The sequence below is a fragment of the Patescibacteria group bacterium genome (assembly GCA_028692545.1).
In the GTDB taxonomy this organism is placed as follows: Bacteria; Patescibacteriota; Patescibacteriia; order UBA1558; family S5-K13; genus STD2-204.
This window is the reverse complement of record JAQUXC010000004.1, coordinates 35,795-51,912: the sequence shown is the minus strand read 5'-3', so window position 1 is coordinate 51,912 and position 16,118 is coordinate 35,795. Positions and strand designations below refer to the sequence as shown.

Below are 16,118 nucleotides of genomic sequence, written 5' to 3'. Positions count from 1 at the left end.
AAAATATGAAATTAATTTATATAACAAATTCTAGAATTCCTACAGAAAAAGCTCATGGATATCAAATATGCAAAATGTGTGAGGCATTTATCGAAAATAATATTGAATTAAAATTAATAATTCCGAGAAGATTTAATGAAATAAAACAAGATGTATTTCAATATTATGATATAAAAAATAAATTTGATATTATAAAAATTCCATGTTTAGATTTTTCTCAATTTGGTATAATGGGTTTTTGGATTCAAACATTAAGTTTTTTATTATTTTCAAAAATATATTTGTTTTTTATTAATTATGATATTTTGTATACAAGAGATAAGTTCTTGGGTTTATTTTATAAAAATTATATTTTGGAATTACATGAATTGCCAAAAAATATAAATAATGTAATTTTGTATTTATTGAAAAAGGCAAAAAAATTAATTGTTTTAACAAGTTATTTGAAAATTGATTTGATAAATCGTGGTATTTTAGAAAATCGAATTATTGTTTCTGCAGATGCTGTGGATTTAAAAGATTTTGATATAAGTAAAGATAAGAATGAAATTAGAAAAATATTAAAACTACCAAAAGACAAGAAAATTATTTTATATACTGGAAGCTTTTATCTTTATGATTGGAAAGGAGTAGATTTATTTATAGAATCTTCTAAATATTTTGATAATAATTATTTATTTATATTAATTGGTGGAAATAATAATGAAATTGTTGAAATGAAAAATAAATACAAAAATTATTCAAACATTTTATTTTTAGAAAAAAAAGAGCATAAATATATCCCATTATTTTTAAAAGCAGCAGATATATTGGTTTTACCAAACAAAAAAGGTAATAAAACATCTGAATTCTACACATCGCCATTAAAATTATTTGAATATATGGCGAGTGGAACACCTACTGTTGCATCAGATTTGCCCTCTATAAAAGAAATATTAAATGATAATAATTCTATACTTTTTTCAGCTAATAATATTAATTCTTTAGTTGATAGTATTAAAAAGATAATAGATAATGTGGGTTTTGCAGAAAAAATATCTTTGGAGGCAAAAAAAAATGTTTATATAAATACTTGGAATTTAAGAGTAAAGAATATTATAAACTTTATTAATAAAAAAAATGAATAAAATATCAAATAGGATAATTGAAAAAATAAAATTTGCACATAATATAAGTGCTAATAGGGTTGAATTTATAAAAATACTTTTTGTGATTTCGTTCTTTTCTTTGAAAAAAAAGATCTCTTTATTACCACAAATTAGAGTTAAGTTATGTTTAAAGTTTGTGGATGGATATGATATAAAATATTTTAATTTTTATCCTATGAGTAACTGTGATTTTGCTATTTTTGATGAAATTTTTATAAATAAAGAATATAAATTTGATTCAAAAAATGTAGCAAATATTATATTTGATATTGGTTCAAATGTTGGTTTATCTGTTATTTATTTTAAATTAAAATTTCCTCAAGCAATAATTTATTGTTTTGAGCCAGACAAAAAAGTATTCGATTTTTTAAAATTAAATACATCACAATTTAAAGATGTGATTTGTGAAAATATGGCTATCACTAAATCAACTGGAAAAATAAAATTTTATCCATATCCAAATAGTAGTATGTCTTCTAGTATGATACAGAGATTAAAAAATCAAAATTTTATAGAAGTTAATTCCTTTTCTATAGATGATTATATGTTTAAAAATAATATAGATTTTGTGGATATTTTAAAATTTGATGTTGAGGGTGCGGAATTTGAAATTTTTCAAAATATAAAATCAATAAATTCTATATGTGAAATAATAGGAGAATTTCATGCGGATTTAACAGGCAAATCTATTAATGATTTTATGGCATTATTTGATAAAAGTAGAAATATAAGTTTAAGGGAAATTAGAAAAGAACAACGCTATATAATTTTAATACAATAAATATTTATGATGAATAAAAATGGTATTATAAAAACTATTATAAAATTTATTTTTATAAAAAGAGAATGTATTTTATTGAAAACAAGAAATTTTTATTATAGTAATTTATTTTCTAATTTTGGAAAAAATAGTAATATATTTGGCTCTATAAATGTGATTAATTCAGAAAATATAAATTTTGGTAATAATTCTACTATAAATGAAAGTGGGTTTTTGAATGCAAGAGAAAAAATTATAATTGGTGATTATGTTCATATTTCGCCTTATGTGATTATAAATTCTGGTGGATTAGATTATAAAAAGAAAATGGGTGATAGAATTCATATTGCTAAGCCAATAAATATTGAACATGGGGTATGGATTGGATCTGGTGTAATAATAAATCCAGGAGTTACAATTGGAACAAATTCTGTTGTTGGTACTGGATCTGTTGTAACAAAAGATATTCCATCAAATGTAGTTGTTGCTGGTGTTCCAGCGGAGATAATTAAAAATATTTAAGACTTCTTAATTTTAGTAGGTAAACAATGCCAATAATAACTCTGGTGATTATTCTTGCTATTATAAGTCCTATTAACCCATAGAAATAAGTTGCAAATAATATTAATACAATTTGTATTATAGAATTGAAAATATTTATTTTATACAATTCTTTTGTAAGTCTATGAGATTGAAGAATTGGTAATCCAATAAAAGCGATTGGAATATTTATAAGTCCAAGTGAAAACAATTGACTATAAAAAAGACTATCCAAATATTTAGGGAAAAGAATTTTGAAAATTATAGGAGATAGAAGCCAATATGTTGCAATAATTAAAATTACAATAATAAAAAGTTTTCCTATTTTTTTGTAAATATTTTTTCTTATTTCCTCTTTTGATTTTTCGGCAAATTTTGGAAATGCCAATGTATTTATATTTCCCAAAAATCCTTTTATTTGTTCTGGCATAGCAATTGCTATTGAGTATATTGCGAGTTCTGCTGAACCAATAAATTGCCAGACTACTATTTTGTCAATTTGATTTGATATCAAAACTATTACATTCATTAAGCTCAAATGTTTTCCATAAGAAATTGTGTCAGACTCTATTTTGAAATTGAGATTTTCTTTTTTTATAGTTAATTTTAAAAATATAAGCCTTAAACTTGTATAAGATATAAAATAAATTAATAACAATAAAAATATATTTTTTGAAATTATTAATATTAAAATCATCAAAATTGATGAAATTACTTGAGTTATAATATTGTATTTTGTAGCTAATTTAAAATCTTTTTTGCCATTTAGAATTGCAATATGAATATTGAAAGAATCCATAAATGGTAAAAATATAGTTGTAATAATAAAACAAATTGTTAAAACAAAATTTCCATTCAAATAATAATAAATTGATATTCCAAGAGATATTATACTTCCAATTGAACCCCATTTTATTTTTTCCCTTAAGGCAAGTTTTAGAGAACCATCAAAACCTCTAGCCACTGAACGAGTCAAAGATGTATTTATACCAGATAATGTAAAAATAGATAATATTCCTAATATAGATAAAATATATTTATAAGTTCCATAAATTTCTTTTGGTAATAAGTTTGCAAAAGCTATTGCTAATAAAAATGAAGATATTGAAGATATAATTTGGCCCAATGTAAGCCAAAATCCATTCTTTGCAACATATATCATATCTGTTTGAAAAAATTTTTCAGATTTTTTTAGAATTTTGTAAATAAAATTTTGTGAATTATTTAACATTGTAATATTTGATATACCAGTTAATAAAATTTTTTATTCCTGTATTCATATCTATTTTTGGATTAAAATCTAACATTTTTTTTGCTTTGTCTATATTTGCGCATGTTTTTATAACATCTCCATCTTGAAGTGGCATCATTTTTTGTATAGATTTTTTATCTAAACATTTTTCTATTATTTCAACAAAATTTAATAATTTTATAGGATTATTGTTTCCTAAATTAAATATTTCATAAGGATAACATTTTTCTAAAGCATTTATTATTCCCAATACTATATCATCAATATAAGTAAAATCTCTCATCATTTCTCCATTGTTGTATATTTCTATTTCTTTTTTTTCTAAAATATTTTTTGTAAATTTGAAATATGCCATATCTGGACGTCCCCATGGGCCATATGCAGTAAAAAATCTAAGACCAGTGCAATTTATATTATATAAATGATGATATGTATAAGCATATAGCTCATTTGTTTTTTTTGTAGCAGCATATAGTGATATTGGCTTATCAACATTATCTATTTCGGAGAATATTTCAGAATCATTTCCACCATAAACAGAGGATGATGATGCATAAATAAAATTTTTTATATTAAATTTTTTACAGAGTTCAAGTAAATTTAATGTTCCTAGATTATTTGTATGTTCATATACAAATGGATTTTCTATTGAATATCTCACTCCTGCTTGAGCTGCCAAATGACAAATTTTATCTATTTTATTTTCAGAAAATACATTTTTTAAATTATTAAACTCAGATATATCTATTTCATAAATCTTAAAATTTCCAAATTTTTTTAATTCAAATATTCTATCTCTTTTTAGTTTAATATCATAATAATCATTGAAATTATCAATTATTATTATATTTTCATTATTTTCTAATAATTTTTTGCAAAGATGAAAACCAATAAACCCAGCGCCTCCAGTCACAAGTATATTCATATCACAATTCCTTTCCAATTAATTTTTTTGTAATAGTGTGTATTGTTTTTAGTATTATGGATAAGTCCAATATCAAACTTCTATTTTTTACATAATATAAATCATATTGCAATTTTTCATAAGCATCTTCTACTGAACTTCCATATGGATAATTTATTTGAGCCCAGCCAGTGAGTCCTGGTTTTACAAGTAATCTTTGATCATAAAAATCTATTTTTTCTCTTAATTCTTTTACAAATTCGGGTCGCTCTGGTCTTGGCCCAATAAGAGACATTTCGCCTTTTAATATATTTATAAACTGAGGAATTTCATCTAGCCTTGAAATTCTCAAAAAATTTCCTATTTTTGTAACTCTCGGGTCATTATTTTTTGACCATTGAGGACCATCTTTTTCAGCATCAATATTCATAGTTCTAAATTTCATAGCCATGAATTTTTTGTTGTTTTTTCCAGTTCTAATTTGTCTAAAGAGTACAGGACCGCGAGAATCTATTTTTATAAGTAAAATTATAAATGGAGATAGTAGAATCGAAATTATTATAAATATTATACTTAATATTTTGTCTAGTACATTTTTTATAAAATCAGAAAAATATTTAGCATTTTCATTTAGATTACTTATAAACCAAAGTTGATTGATATTAGATATTGACACCTTTCCCAAAAATTTTTCATAGAAGTCACTTGCCTTTATTATTTCAAGGCGCAATTTAATACATTCAAATAATTGATCTGCAGTTCTTTTTGATTCAAGTAATGCATCATCAATGATTATAGTCTGTATATTATTCTGTTTGATATAATAATTTATATTATTTAATTGTATTTTTTCTATTTCAGAATTGTTTATTTCATCACTTGGGTTTACATAAGTTTTTACATTAAGTTCTAATTCTAGATTTTTTGCCACATCTTTTATTAATTCGGTATTATTTGTTATCAATAAGCAATTTTTGGATTTTGAACCTTTGTAAATAATTTTGTTTATAAGTATTCTCCAAATATAGAATATTGCAGCAAAAACAAATATATTTATTATAAGTACGGTTTTTGGTGTTATAACTACATTTGGTTTTATATAAAAATACAATACACTTATAAAGAAATTGATTATTGAAAAGTTTAATATATTTATGGCAAGAGTAGTTGTTTTTGTAATAGGTTTATTTGCTTCATAGAGTCTAAAGCTGAATATCATTATTATCCAAAAAATATACAGAATACTAAAATTATATATATGTTCTTTTAATAATTCATATGTATAATTATTTTTAAATCTTAATAATAATGTTAAAAAAAGAGAAAAATATAAAAAAAACATATCCCCAATTAGTAATATTATTTTTTTGAAACGAATTTTGTTTATATTTGTAAACATTTATATGTATTAATTTATATGAAAATTCTATCAAATTTAAACCATAAAAACAATCATTGACTGGTAATTTGTTTATTTTTTAATTTTTTTGTATTGTGTTATTATAAAAGAGATAAATATTATTGATTGACATTATTAATATAATATGTTATTTTAATAATATATTTAATAAATTAATTATTATTATGAAAAAAATATTTTTTTTATTGTTATTTTTAATGTTTTTATGTGTTATTAATACAAAAACAATTCAAGCATCTGATATATTTAACAAATTTGAAATTTCAAATTTAAAAAATGGTTCTGTCAATTTAGAATGGAATACAAATATTACCGTAAAAGGTACTGTATATTATGGTACAGATCCTGAAAATATGGATAAAAGTATGGGATATGGCGTATATACAATGTTTCACAATAGTACTTTAACAGGTCTTTCTGGTGATGAATCTTATTATTATAAAATAGTAGCAATAGACAATGCTGATAATGAATATGAATCTACAATACGTACTTTTTCAACAGATGATATGATAGATGAAAATCCACCTAGATTTATTGATTATAAAATAATACAAGCAACAAATGATGCTGTTTTAATAAAATGGACAACAGATGAAGAAACAAAAGCCAATATTTATTATGATGAAAATCAAGAATTAATGTTAAATAGCGTGACTTATGGTTCTTACGACACAGAACATGTAAAATTTATTACAAAACTTAAACCATCCTTAAAATATTATATAAAAATATCTGCAATAGATAGGGATAAAAATGAATCTTCTGTAGTAATGAATTTTAGAACAACTTCCCAAGAAGGAGATTTGAATGTGAAAAATGTAAAACCAGGTAGTTTTAATAGTGATGAAGTTTCTCAGACAGAGGCAAATATTTCATGGGGTAGTACATTAGCTTCGAAGAGTCTTATTTATTATGGTACTGATCCAAAAAAAGTAAATAAAAAAGTAGATGTAAGTACTTTTTATGAATTAGAGCACTATATTACCTTAAAAGAATTAGAACCAAATACGATATATTATTACAAAATAAAGTTATATAATAGTTTTGGAAATAAGAGTTATACAAGTGGTATAATGAGTTTCAAAACAAAAGCACTCGGAAATCAATTATCTTCTGGGGATTTAGCTAAAGGATCAAATAATAAAGTATATTTTATAGATGGAACAAAAAAATCTTGGATAGAAGATGAAGAGGCATTTAATAAATTAGGTTTTAAATGGGAATGGATAAAAGTAGTTGATGATTCTGTTTTGAACAATTATAGAGAAATGAAAAGTCTTACAAAAAAAAGTAAACATCCAACGGGAACTCTTATAAGATATGAAGGTGAAAATGCAATTTATATGTTAGATAATAGTAAAAAAAGACCATTTTTTACAGAAGAAGCTTTTATAAGAAGAGGACTTGATTGGAATAAAGTTATAACAGTTTCAAGTAAAGATTGGAAATATACAACAGGGGATGACTTATATTAACTTTTGATATATAATAAAATAGATTTTATTATTTTCTAAAAAAATTGTATGAAAAAAAAATATAAATATTTAATATGTTTTTTGTTTAGTTTTTTTATTTTGTTTCCGAGTTATTTGCTTGCAAAGATAGAGGATACAAAATCTACCATAAATACATTAGGAATTCCAGAAAATCAAAAGCCAAAAAAAGTTTATACTGGAAAAGCTATGTGGTATGGAAAAGCATTTCATGGTAAAAAAATGGCAAATGGAGAAAAGTTTGATATGTACAATGAAAATACTGCTGCTCATAGAAGATATAAATTTGGTACAAAATTAAAAGTTACAAATATGGCAAATGGTAAATATGTTTATGTTGTTGTAAAAGATCGTGGACCATTTTCATATAAATCTGTAGAAAATAGTTCTGGAGAAAAGATTAAGAAATATAGTGCAGAACTAGATTTATCATATGCTGGAGCAAAAGCTATTGGAATTGATAAAGCTGGAATAGGGGATGTGAAAATAGAAGTTTATTAATTAAGCTTAGTCTAATTAGCTTTTAGTAGTCAGAGTTTTTATAGATTTAATAATGTGTGATTTTGCCGTCATCGTCTAACGGCTAGGACGCCAGGTTCTCATCCTGGTAATCGGAGTTCGATTCTCCGTGACGGTACCATAGTAAAATTAGTATTTATCAAATACTTTTTTTATTTCTGATATTGTTTTTACATTTACCAGTTCTCTTCTCATTTCTTTTGCAAACTTTTGATTTTTTGTATAAAAGAGTAAATGTTTGCGCATTTCTACTATTCCATAATCACTTTTAATTTCAAAATTTAATTTAGCATGAGTAAGTGCTATTTTTTTTATCTGAGCCCAAGTTTTTTCTTTGTATTTATTAGTTTCCAAATAATCTTTACATTGCTTAAAAATCCATGGTTTTCCATATACTCCACGAGCAATTCCAATACCATCAGCCCCTGTCAATTCTAAGGTCTTTTTTGCCATCTCTGGAGTGTTTATATTACCATTTGCTAGAATTATACCTTTGAAGTGTTTTCTGACATTTTTGATGTAATTATAATCAATTTCACCACTAAATCCCTGCTCATAAGTTCGTGAGTGGATCATTATTGTGGAAATTCTCAAGTTTTTTATTTTTTTTATCAAATCGAGTGATGTAATAATTTCTTTATTGCTTTCAACTTTTAATTTTTTAATCTTACAACTATTTGCAGTTATTGATTTTCTTACTTTTATAGAAACTGGTAGATCTGTATTATCACAAACTGATTTTATAATTTTGTAACACAAATTTAAATCTCGCATCAAAGTTGCACCACCACCATGGCCCGCTACTTTTTTTGCTGGACAACCAAAATTTATATCAATTCCAGAAAATCCTAATTTTGTAACAATTTGAGTTGCACGTACAAATTTCTCAGGATCTTTTCCAAAAAGTTGTACCACAACAGGTTTTTCACCTTTTAGAATTTTTAACATATTACCAGTTTTTTTGGAATTGTAATTTAAGCCATCCGCAGAAATCATTTCAGTATAAACTACATCAGCTCCGTTTTTGCGACAAATTGTACAATATGCGCTGTCAGTAATTCCTGCCATAGGTGCCAAAGCTAAAATTGGCTTTCTAAGTGAAAGCCAGAAATTCTTTGTTTTATAATTTTTTATTATTTTAGGCATTTATTGTTTCGGTAATGTTGGACGGCTACGATGCTCGTAAAGTATTACGTTTTACGAAACTGGTTTCGAAGCCGTAAGCTGATAAACAAGTAACTATTTTTTCCTTATCAAATTTTTCTCTAAACATATTTGGAAAAAAGAACCATTTATTTCATAAACACTATCCTTTTCGTTTAATCTGACAAAAGTTGTATCAATAAGTGGTTGAATAATTTTCTTATCAATATCTGATATAGGAATTTGTTTTTTTGTAATTAAAAGATCAATGATATCTCTTTCTTCTTGACTCAATGATTTTAAATATATTGCTTCATAGTTGTATACTACATTACTAATATCACTATATAAATCATGATAATTATTTATTGCTTTTTCTATATCACTTTTTTCATAATTTAATTTTTGATTACTACTCTCTGAATTATCACTCATTATTGCGTGACACAAATTATTTATTTCATATGGTCTTCCACCACTGAATTCAAGAATTTTTTTTATTGCATCATTTGAAAAAGTAATAGGAGTATCTTTTAGTGGAGCTAAAACAAGTTTTTTTGCTTCATCAAAAGAAAGTGGTTTTACAAAATGAGTTTCGAAACCATCAAATATTTTTTTAAAATCTTCTTCAAAAGAATGAAATCTATGTAATACTATAGCGAGTTTAATTTGGCTGACATTTTTTAAGCTAGCTAAATATTTTAATGCTTCTGGATTTTTTTGGGCAAGAGAAATTACTTCATCTATTTCTAAAAAAATATTCTCTTCACTATTTTGTTCTAAATATTGAATTAAGTATTCAATAGGTGTTTTTCCACTATTTTTTATTTGTTCTTCTACTTTATTTTCGTCTTGATTTGTTTTTTGTGATATAAAATCTATTATTTGATATTTTCCAAATATTTTTTTGAATTCCTCAAGAGAATATGAGGATAACACTGCAACGTCAATAAATATAGAATTTTCTTTACCAAATTTATGATTTTCAAGAGATTTGAGCATGCTTGTTTTTCCGGCTCGCCAATTTCCTCTTATAAGAATAGATTTGTTGTTTTCAAGATCTTCATAAATTTCTTCTTCTTGATCAAGTCTTACTATACTATCTTCAATAGGCCTGTGTTTTTCATATTTATATGATAAAGAGTTAAATAATTCTTTATTTGACTCATTTAATTCTTGATTTATTTCGTTTGGTTTTTCTATGGTCATAAAATTTATTTTTTCTTCAAATTATATCCATCACCAGTATCTTCGATTTCATATCCAAATTTATTTATTTCATTTCTTAACCTATCCGATTCACTCCAGTTTTTTTCAGTTCTTACTTTTGATCTTTGTTCTGCTAATAATTTAATATCTTCAGGAATAATTTGTCTTTTAGCTTTAATATCTTTTAAATTTAGACCAATAATTTCGTCCATTTTTAATGCTAAATATAAACTTTTTTCAGGATTATTATGATTTCTAATTACATCATAAAATTCACTAAAAGCAATAGCCATGTTCATATCATTATTTATTGCATTTTCAAAATTTATCATTTCTCTATTCTTGATAAATTCAACTAATTTTTTTTCATCTTTCAAAATCTTAGATACTGGTTTATTAACCTCATTTAATAGTTGTAAGTAATTATTTTTAATTGTAATAAAAACATCATTAAAATGTTGTAATGCTATATTGCTATATGTTAAAGATTTTCTGTAATGAGTTGTTAGGCACATTAATCGAAAAGCTAATGGATTTATATTTTTATCAATCAAAGATTGTATTCTCAAGAAGTTTCCTTCACTTTTTGCCATTTTGTCACCAGATGCAATGTTTAAAAATTCTCCATGAATCCAAAAATTGAAAAATGGTTTTCTTGTTGCAGCTTCTGATTGTGCAATTTCATTACTGTGATGAATATTTATATGATCTACACCACCACAATGAATGTCCAAATTATTTTTCAAATATTTCATACTCATTGCAGAACACTCTATATGCCAACCAGGAAATCCAATTCCCCAAGGAGAATTCCACTCCATTTGCCTTTTTTCATCATAAGGCGAAAATTTCCATAAAGCAAAGTCAGTTGGATTTTTTTTCTCAGTATTTTTTTCAACTCTTGCCCCTTCTTGTAGATTTTCTAATTTTTGATGTGACAATTTATTATAAGCAGGAAATTTTGAAGTATCAAAATAAATTCCATCACTTGTTTTGTATGTAAATCCTTTTTTTTCTAAAGTTTCTACCAATTTTATTTGTTCTTTTATATGATCTGTAGCTTTGCACCAAATATTTGGTTCTATTATATTTAAATCTTTTAAATTCTTTTTAAATTCTTCTGTATAAAATTTTGCTATATCCCAAGCTGATTTGTTTTCAAGTTTTGCTTCTTTTTCAAGTTTGTCTTCACCCATATCACGATCACCAGTCAAATGTCCAACATCAGTAATATTCATTACATGTTTTACTTTATATTCGTTGTATTTTAAAACTCTTTTTAAAATATCTTCAAAAATATATGTTCTCAAATTTCCAATATGAGCATAATTGTAAACAGTCGGACCGCATGTATATAGCCCAACAAAACCCTTTTTAATAGATTTAAATTCTTGTTTTTCTCTTGTGAGTGTATTGTATAAAAACATACTAATATACTAATTTACTAATAATACTAATATACTTGTCTCGCTGAAACTTTCTAGTCCACTGAAGTTTTAATGAAGGTGGAAATGAAGGCAAACTAATTTTACTAATTATACTAATTTAATACTAATATACTAATTTTATGTAAATAATACAAATGAAATTCGTATAATTAGTGTCATTCGTATATTGGCATATTTATTAGTCTAGCCAGTCCTTTTTTTTGAAATAAAGAAATAATATTATCATACAAATTGTTATTACAGTTATTGCGCCTAAAAAACCGTATTGTGATGCTTGAAATGGGATTATAAAGTTCATTCCAAACATTGAAGAAATAAGTGTTGCAGGAAATACAAGTACAGAAATTATTGTAAGGGCTTTCATTATAGTGTTTAATTTAAAAGAGATAAGTGATTCATTTGTTCCGTGTAGTGCATCTACTATTTCTTTTTCATTTTCTATTGTTTCCCATATTTCTTTTGATTGTTCTAAGACATTTGCAAAATATATATCTAAATCATCTTTTACAAAATCTTTATAACTCATTTTTCCAAGTTTTTTTATAACGTTTTTATGTGACTGAACACTTTTTCTAAAATTTACTATATTTCTCTTTATGATAAGTATTTCTCTTACCATTTCCTTTTCTTCATTGTTAAATATTCGATTTTCTACATTGTCTAAATCTTGATCTATATGACTTAGTATTGGGAGACAATATTGTTGTAAATTATCTATTATTTGATATAAAAGAAATGTTGTATCATCATTTAAATATTTTGTCCTCTCAATTTGATTTATTTGGCAATTATCAAATATTTTTTTAATTGGTTCTAATTGCCCATCATTTATTGTGATGAGATAATCTTTTCCTATAAATATATCTAATTCAGAAAGTGATATTTTTCTAGTTTTTCTATCAAATATAGGGAAATTCATTATTATGAACAAATGATCATCAAAATCATCTAATTTAGCTCTTGGTGATGGATTTATACAGTCTTCTAATTCTAATGGGTGAAATTTAAAATTTTGTCTTAAATATTCTATAGAACCAGCATTTGGTTTTGCTATATTTATCCAATCAAATTTTTTTGTTTTTATTTTATTTATAAGACTCATATTATTAGTTTTTAGCCATTAGTTTTCAGCTTCTAGCAAAATATTATTTATTATTGGATATATTATATCATTGTATGTTAATGATTGTAAAATGTGTTATAATATATTTAATTATTTATTAATTTATTAGTATGGTAGAAAAAGAAAAAATAGAGATTGGTTCTCAAGAAAAAATAAATATAGATCTTGGAAAAATATTGGAACATGATTCTAATATAGACAATATAATCGAAAAAGAACAAGAAAAAACAAGAGAAGAAAATAAAGAAAAACCAAATGTTAGCAAGAATGTATCAGATGATTTATCTACAACCGTTCTAGTACAAGATATAAAAGTTTATGATGAGGTTCTATCAAAGAAAATAGAAAATATATTAGAAGAAGGTTTGTCTGAGTTTTATATGAATATGCCAGAAGATAAAAAATTGGAATTCAAAGAAAAGGGAGAAGAAACTGCTAATAAAATATCTATACTTTTGAAAGATGTTAAGGTAAAAGTAAAAAAAATTATAGGATTAATTATTGATTGGCTAAATGTTGTTCCAAAAGTAAATAAATTTTTTGTGAAACAGACTGCAAAAATAAAAACAGATAAAATATTAGAATTAAACAACTTGCCAGTATGCAAGGAAAACAAAAAATAAATGTATTTACAAATAGGTGATATCACAATTTCTATATATATTTTTTTAATCTTTTTGGTATTATTTTTTACTATAATATTTTTTATTATAAAAAAAATAAATAAATCTCAAATAGATAATGCATTTAAATTAAAATTATTGAAATTAAGAGTTCCTAAGTTTTGTTCAGATGATGGAAAAAAAGAAAATATACAAAATTTTCAACAAAAAACACAAGAAAGAATTTCGGTAATAGAAAATTTGTATAGTACCCTAGGTGGAATGAAGGCTCAGAGAGGTATAAATTCCATTATTGGTAAAAGAACTGATCATTTTTCATTGGAGGTTGTGCTTCTAGATGGACTTATATATTTTTATATTGGATTACCAGAGAATTCTATAAATTTTTTTAAAGAAAGAATACAGTCTGTTTATCCTGATGTAGAGATAGAACCAGTCGAAGATTATAATATTTTTAATCCAGATGGAGTTGTACTTGGTTCTTCTATAAGACTAAAGAATCATTACATATTTCCTATAAAGACTTATAAAAAAATAGAGCTCGATCCATTTGACTCTATAACAAACTCTCTTACAAAATTAGAAATAGGTGATTCAGCAGCTATTCAAATTATAGCAAGAAGTTCATATAAAAGATGGCACAAAAAAAGTAGTAGATTTACTAGAAAAGTTTCAAAGACAGGAGATTTGCTTTCCGCAAGAAGATTACTTGGAAGAGGAATTACTATGAATTTATTTTTTCAATTTATAAATTTGTTGCTTGATGTATTCAAGTCGGAATCATCAAAAAATGCGATGAAAGATCCAAATCAGACACCAAAATTATCTCAAATGGAACAAGAAACATTGAAAGGTATTGAGGAAAAAAATTCAAAAGCTGGATTGGATTTAAATATTAGAATAATAGTAAGTGCAAAAACTGAAGGTACGGCAAAAATATATTTAGATAATATTTCAAATTCTTTCAGTCAATACAATATGTATGAATATGGAAATTCTTTTTTTGCATCAAAAGTAAATCAAAATACATTAATATCTGATTTTATATACAGAAAATTTAATGATTCACAGAGAATCATATTAAATACAGAAGAATTAGCTAGTATATATCACCTTCCTTTGTCATCAACATCTACTCCAAACATATCTTGGCTTGAAGCAAAAAAATCAGGAGCTCCTAATAATATTCCAAGCGTAGGTATTTCACTTGGAAGAAATATATATAGAGATAAAGAAACTATTATAAAAATAAAAGAAGATGATAGAAGTAGGCATATGTATATAATTGGAAAGTCTGGTACGGGAAAATCTTATTATCAAGTTAATATGGCTATTCAAGATATAAAAAATGGTGAGGGTATTTGTGTTATAGATCCTCACGGAGATTTGATAGAAGAAATTTTGAAATATATACCAAAAGAAAGAATAGAAGATGTAATTCTTTTTGATCCATCTGACACAGAGAGACCACTTGGGGTAAACATGCTTGAATTTGACACGCAAGATCAGAAAACTTTTGTTATAAATGAAATGATAAAGATTTTTGATAAATTATATGATCTAAAGGCTACTGGTGGACCAATGTTTGAACAATATATGAGAAATGCAATGCTTCTTGTAATGGAGGATCCTGAATCAGGTTCTACACTTTTGGAAATTCCTAGAGTACTTGCTGATGAGGATTTTAGAAAATACAAATTATCAAAATGTAAAGATTATTTAGTAAGAGATTTTTGGGAAAAACAAGCACAAAAAGCAGGCGGAGAAGCAGCACTTGCAAATATGGTACCATATATTACTAGTAAACTTACACCATTTATTACAAACGATGTTATGCGTCCTATTATTTCTCAACAAAAAAGTTCATTTAATTTTAGAAAAATAATAGATGAAAAAAAGATTTTACTAATAAATCTTTCAAAAGGTAAAATTGGCGAACTTAATAGTAGTTTGATAGGTATGGTTTTTGTTGGAAAAATTTTAATGTCAGCACTTTCGAGAGTTGATACTTCTGAAGAAAATCGTCATAATTTTTATTTATATATAGATGAGTTCCAGAATTTTATTACAGATAGTATTGCTGTAATATTGTCTGAAGCTAGGAAATATAAATTAAATCTTGTTATAGCTCATCAGTACATAACGCAACTTATAGAAAAGGGCGATGAGAGAATAAAAGATGCTGTTTTTGGAAACGTAGGAACATTTGTGAGTTTTAGAATAGGTGTGAAAGATGCAGAAATTGTGGCAAAACAATTTGCTCCTATTTTTAGTGAATATGACCTTGTAAATGTTCCAGCTTATAATGCATATATAAAGCTTTTGATAGATAATTATAATCCACCTGCATTTTCTATGATGACTATAAAAAGAGATGAACCAAAAGAACAATTTGTTAAAGAAATAAAAGAATTATCAAGATTAAAATATGGAAGAGATAGAGTAATTATAGAAAATGAAATTAAAAATAGAATAATGACAATAGGTGGATCTATTTCAAGTGACATGGATGTTGCTTAAATATTCATTTCTT

General features: G+C 24.9%; 14 protein-coding genes and 1 tRNA gene. 8 read left to right on the top strand and 7 right to left on the bottom strand.

Going from position 1 to position 16,118, the window contains the following annotated elements; genetic code table 11:
* Positions 1-5: 5 nt before the first annotated feature.
* Genes PHZ07_02500 through PHZ07_02490 form a run of 3 tightly spaced genes read left to right on the top strand, consistent with a single transcriptional unit; the run spans position 6 to position 2,430 of the window.
* Positions 6-1,127, top strand: coding sequence for a glycosyltransferase (locus PHZ07_02500; protein MDD3284440.1), 1,122 nt, complete (start codon positions 6-8; stop codon positions 1,125-1,127).
* A complete protein-coding gene (locus tag PHZ07_02495) occupies positions 1,120-1,929 on the top strand; it encodes an FkbM family methyltransferase (protein ID MDD3284439.1) in 810 nt (269 codons plus the stop codon). Before PHZ07_02500 ends, PHZ07_02495 begins: the two co-directional genes overlap by 8 nt.
* Before the next feature lie 6 nt (positions 1,930-1,935).
* Positions 1,936-2,430, top strand: coding sequence for an acyltransferase (locus tag PHZ07_02490; protein ID MDD3284438.1), 495 nt, complete (start codon positions 1,936-1,938; stop codon positions 2,428-2,430).
* Here the strand turns inward: PHZ07_02490 and PHZ07_02485 are convergent.
* The 3 genes from PHZ07_02485 to PHZ07_02475 are packed head-to-tail and all read right to left on the bottom strand — an operon-like array spanning position 2,417 to position 6,003.
* Complete coding sequence (locus PHZ07_02485) at positions 2,417-3,679, bottom strand: oligosaccharide flippase family protein (GenBank protein ID MDD3284437.1); 1,263 nt, start codon at positions 3,677-3,679, stop codon at positions 2,417-2,419. The genes PHZ07_02490 and PHZ07_02485 overlap by 14 nt on opposite strands.
* Positions 3,669-4,625, bottom strand: a complete 957-nt coding sequence (locus PHZ07_02480) for an NAD-dependent epimerase/dehydratase family protein (GenBank protein MDD3284436.1) — start codon at positions 4,623-4,625, stop codon at positions 3,669-3,671. The genes PHZ07_02485 and PHZ07_02480 overlap by 11 nt, the downstream gene beginning before the upstream one ends.
* Before the next feature lies 1 nt (position 4,626).
* Positions 4,627-6,003 (bottom strand): sugar transferase, encoded by a 1,377-nt coding sequence (locus PHZ07_02475; GenBank protein ID MDD3284435.1) that lies wholly within the window; start codon positions 6,001-6,003, stop codon positions 4,627-4,629.
* A 185-nt stretch (positions 6,004-6,188) separates the two neighbouring features.
* On the opposite strand from PHZ07_02475, the gene PHZ07_02470 reads away from it, so the two are divergent.
* From PHZ07_02470 to PHZ07_02460, 3 genes are all read left to right on the top strand, one after another.
* Positions 6,189-7,502 (top strand): fibronectin type III domain-containing protein, encoded by a 1,314-nt coding sequence (locus tag PHZ07_02470; GenBank protein ID MDD3284434.1) that lies wholly within the window; start codon positions 6,189-6,191, stop codon positions 7,500-7,502.
* Positions 7,503-7,550: 48 nt separating this feature from the next.
* Positions 7,551-8,021 (top strand): septal ring lytic transglycosylase RlpA family protein, encoded by a 471-nt coding sequence (locus PHZ07_02465; protein ID MDD3284433.1) that lies wholly within the window; start codon positions 7,551-7,553, stop codon positions 8,019-8,021.
* 64 nt (positions 8,022-8,085) lie between these two features.
* A tRNA-Glu gene (locus PHZ07_02460) sits at positions 8,086-8,160 on the top strand.
* An 8-nt stretch (positions 8,161-8,168) separates the two neighbouring features.
* On the opposite strand, the gene PHZ07_02455 is transcribed toward PHZ07_02460, so the two are convergent.
* The 4 genes from PHZ07_02455 to PHZ07_02440 form a co-directional block, all read right to left on the bottom strand.
* Complete coding sequence (locus PHZ07_02455; protein MDD3284432.1) at positions 8,169-9,185, bottom strand: tRNA-dihydrouridine synthase; 1,017 nt, start codon at positions 9,183-9,185, stop codon at positions 8,169-8,171.
* Between the two features lie 93 nt (positions 9,186-9,278).
* Positions 9,279-10,391, bottom strand: coding sequence for a hypothetical protein (locus PHZ07_02450; protein MDD3284431.1), 1,113 nt, complete (start codon positions 10,389-10,391; stop codon positions 9,279-9,281).
* Between the two features lie 5 nt (positions 10,392-10,396).
* On the bottom strand, positions 10,397-11,824 hold the full coding sequence (cysS, locus tag PHZ07_02445; GenBank protein ID MDD3284430.1) for a cysteine--tRNA ligase: 1,428 nt from the start codon (positions 11,822-11,824) through the stop codon (positions 10,397-10,399).
* Positions 11,825-12,017: 193 nt separating this feature from the next.
* Positions 12,018-12,941, bottom strand: coding sequence for a magnesium transporter CorA family protein (locus PHZ07_02440; protein ID MDD3284429.1), 924 nt, complete (start codon positions 12,939-12,941; stop codon positions 12,018-12,020).
* A gap of 131 nt (positions 12,942-13,072) precedes the next feature.
* Between PHZ07_02440 and PHZ07_02435 the strand changes: the two genes are divergently transcribed.
* Together PHZ07_02435 and PHZ07_02430 are read left to right on the top strand one after the other, a co-directional pair.
* Positions 13,073-13,585, top strand: coding sequence for a hypothetical protein (locus PHZ07_02435; protein MDD3284428.1), 513 nt, complete (start codon positions 13,073-13,075; stop codon positions 13,583-13,585).
* Positions 13,586-16,105, top strand: a complete 2,520-nt coding sequence (locus tag PHZ07_02430) for a type IV secretion system DNA-binding domain-containing protein (GenBank protein MDD3284427.1) — start codon at positions 13,586-13,588, stop codon at positions 16,103-16,105.
* Positions 16,106-16,118 lie beyond the last annotated feature (13 nt).

Bases quoted from the DNA above. Each gene is read 5' to 3' on its own strand.
- PHZ07_02475 (MDD3284435.1), bottom strand. From the start codon at position 6,003: ATGTTTACAAATATAAACAAAATTCGTTTCAAAAAAATAATATTACTA.
- PHZ07_02450 (MDD3284431.1), bottom strand. From the start codon at position 10,391: ATGACCATAGAAAAACCAAACGAAATAAATCAAGAATTAAATGAGTCA.
- PHZ07_02490 (MDD3284438.1), top strand. From the start codon at position 1,936: ATGATGAATAAAAATGGTATTATAAAAACTATTATAAAATTTATTTTT.
- PHZ07_02500 (MDD3284440.1), top strand. From the start codon at position 6: ATGAAATTAATTTATATAACAAATTCTAGAATTCCTACAGAAAAAGCT.
- PHZ07_02480 (MDD3284436.1), bottom strand. From the start codon at position 4,625: ATGAATATACTTGTGACTGGAGGCGCTGGGTTTATTGGTTTTCATCTT.
- PHZ07_02465 (MDD3284433.1), top strand. From the start codon at position 7,551: ATGAAAAAAAAATATAAATATTTAATATGTTTTTTGTTTAGTTTTTTT.
- PHZ07_02455 (MDD3284432.1), bottom strand. From the start codon at position 9,185: ATGCCTAAAATAATAAAAAATTATAAAACAAAGAATTTCTGGCTTTCA.
- PHZ07_02485 (MDD3284437.1), bottom strand. From the start codon at position 3,679: ATGTTAAATAATTCACAAAATTTTATTTACAAAATTCTAAAAAAATCT.
- PHZ07_02470 (MDD3284434.1), top strand. From the start codon at position 6,189: ATGAAAAAAATATTTTTTTTATTGTTATTTTTAATGTTTTTATGTGTT.
- PHZ07_02440 (MDD3284429.1), bottom strand. From the start codon at position 12,941: ATGAGTCTTATAAATAAAATAAAAACAAAAAAATTTGATTGGATAAAT.
- PHZ07_02495 (MDD3284439.1), top strand. From the start codon at position 1,120: ATGAATAAAATATCAAATAGGATAATTGAAAAAATAAAATTTGCACAT.
- PHZ07_02435 (MDD3284428.1), top strand. From the start codon at position 13,073: ATGGTAGAAAAAGAAAAAATAGAGATTGGTTCTCAAGAAAAAATAAAT.
- PHZ07_02430 (MDD3284427.1), top strand. From the start codon at position 13,586: ATGTATTTACAAATAGGTGATATCACAATTTCTATATATATTTTTTTA.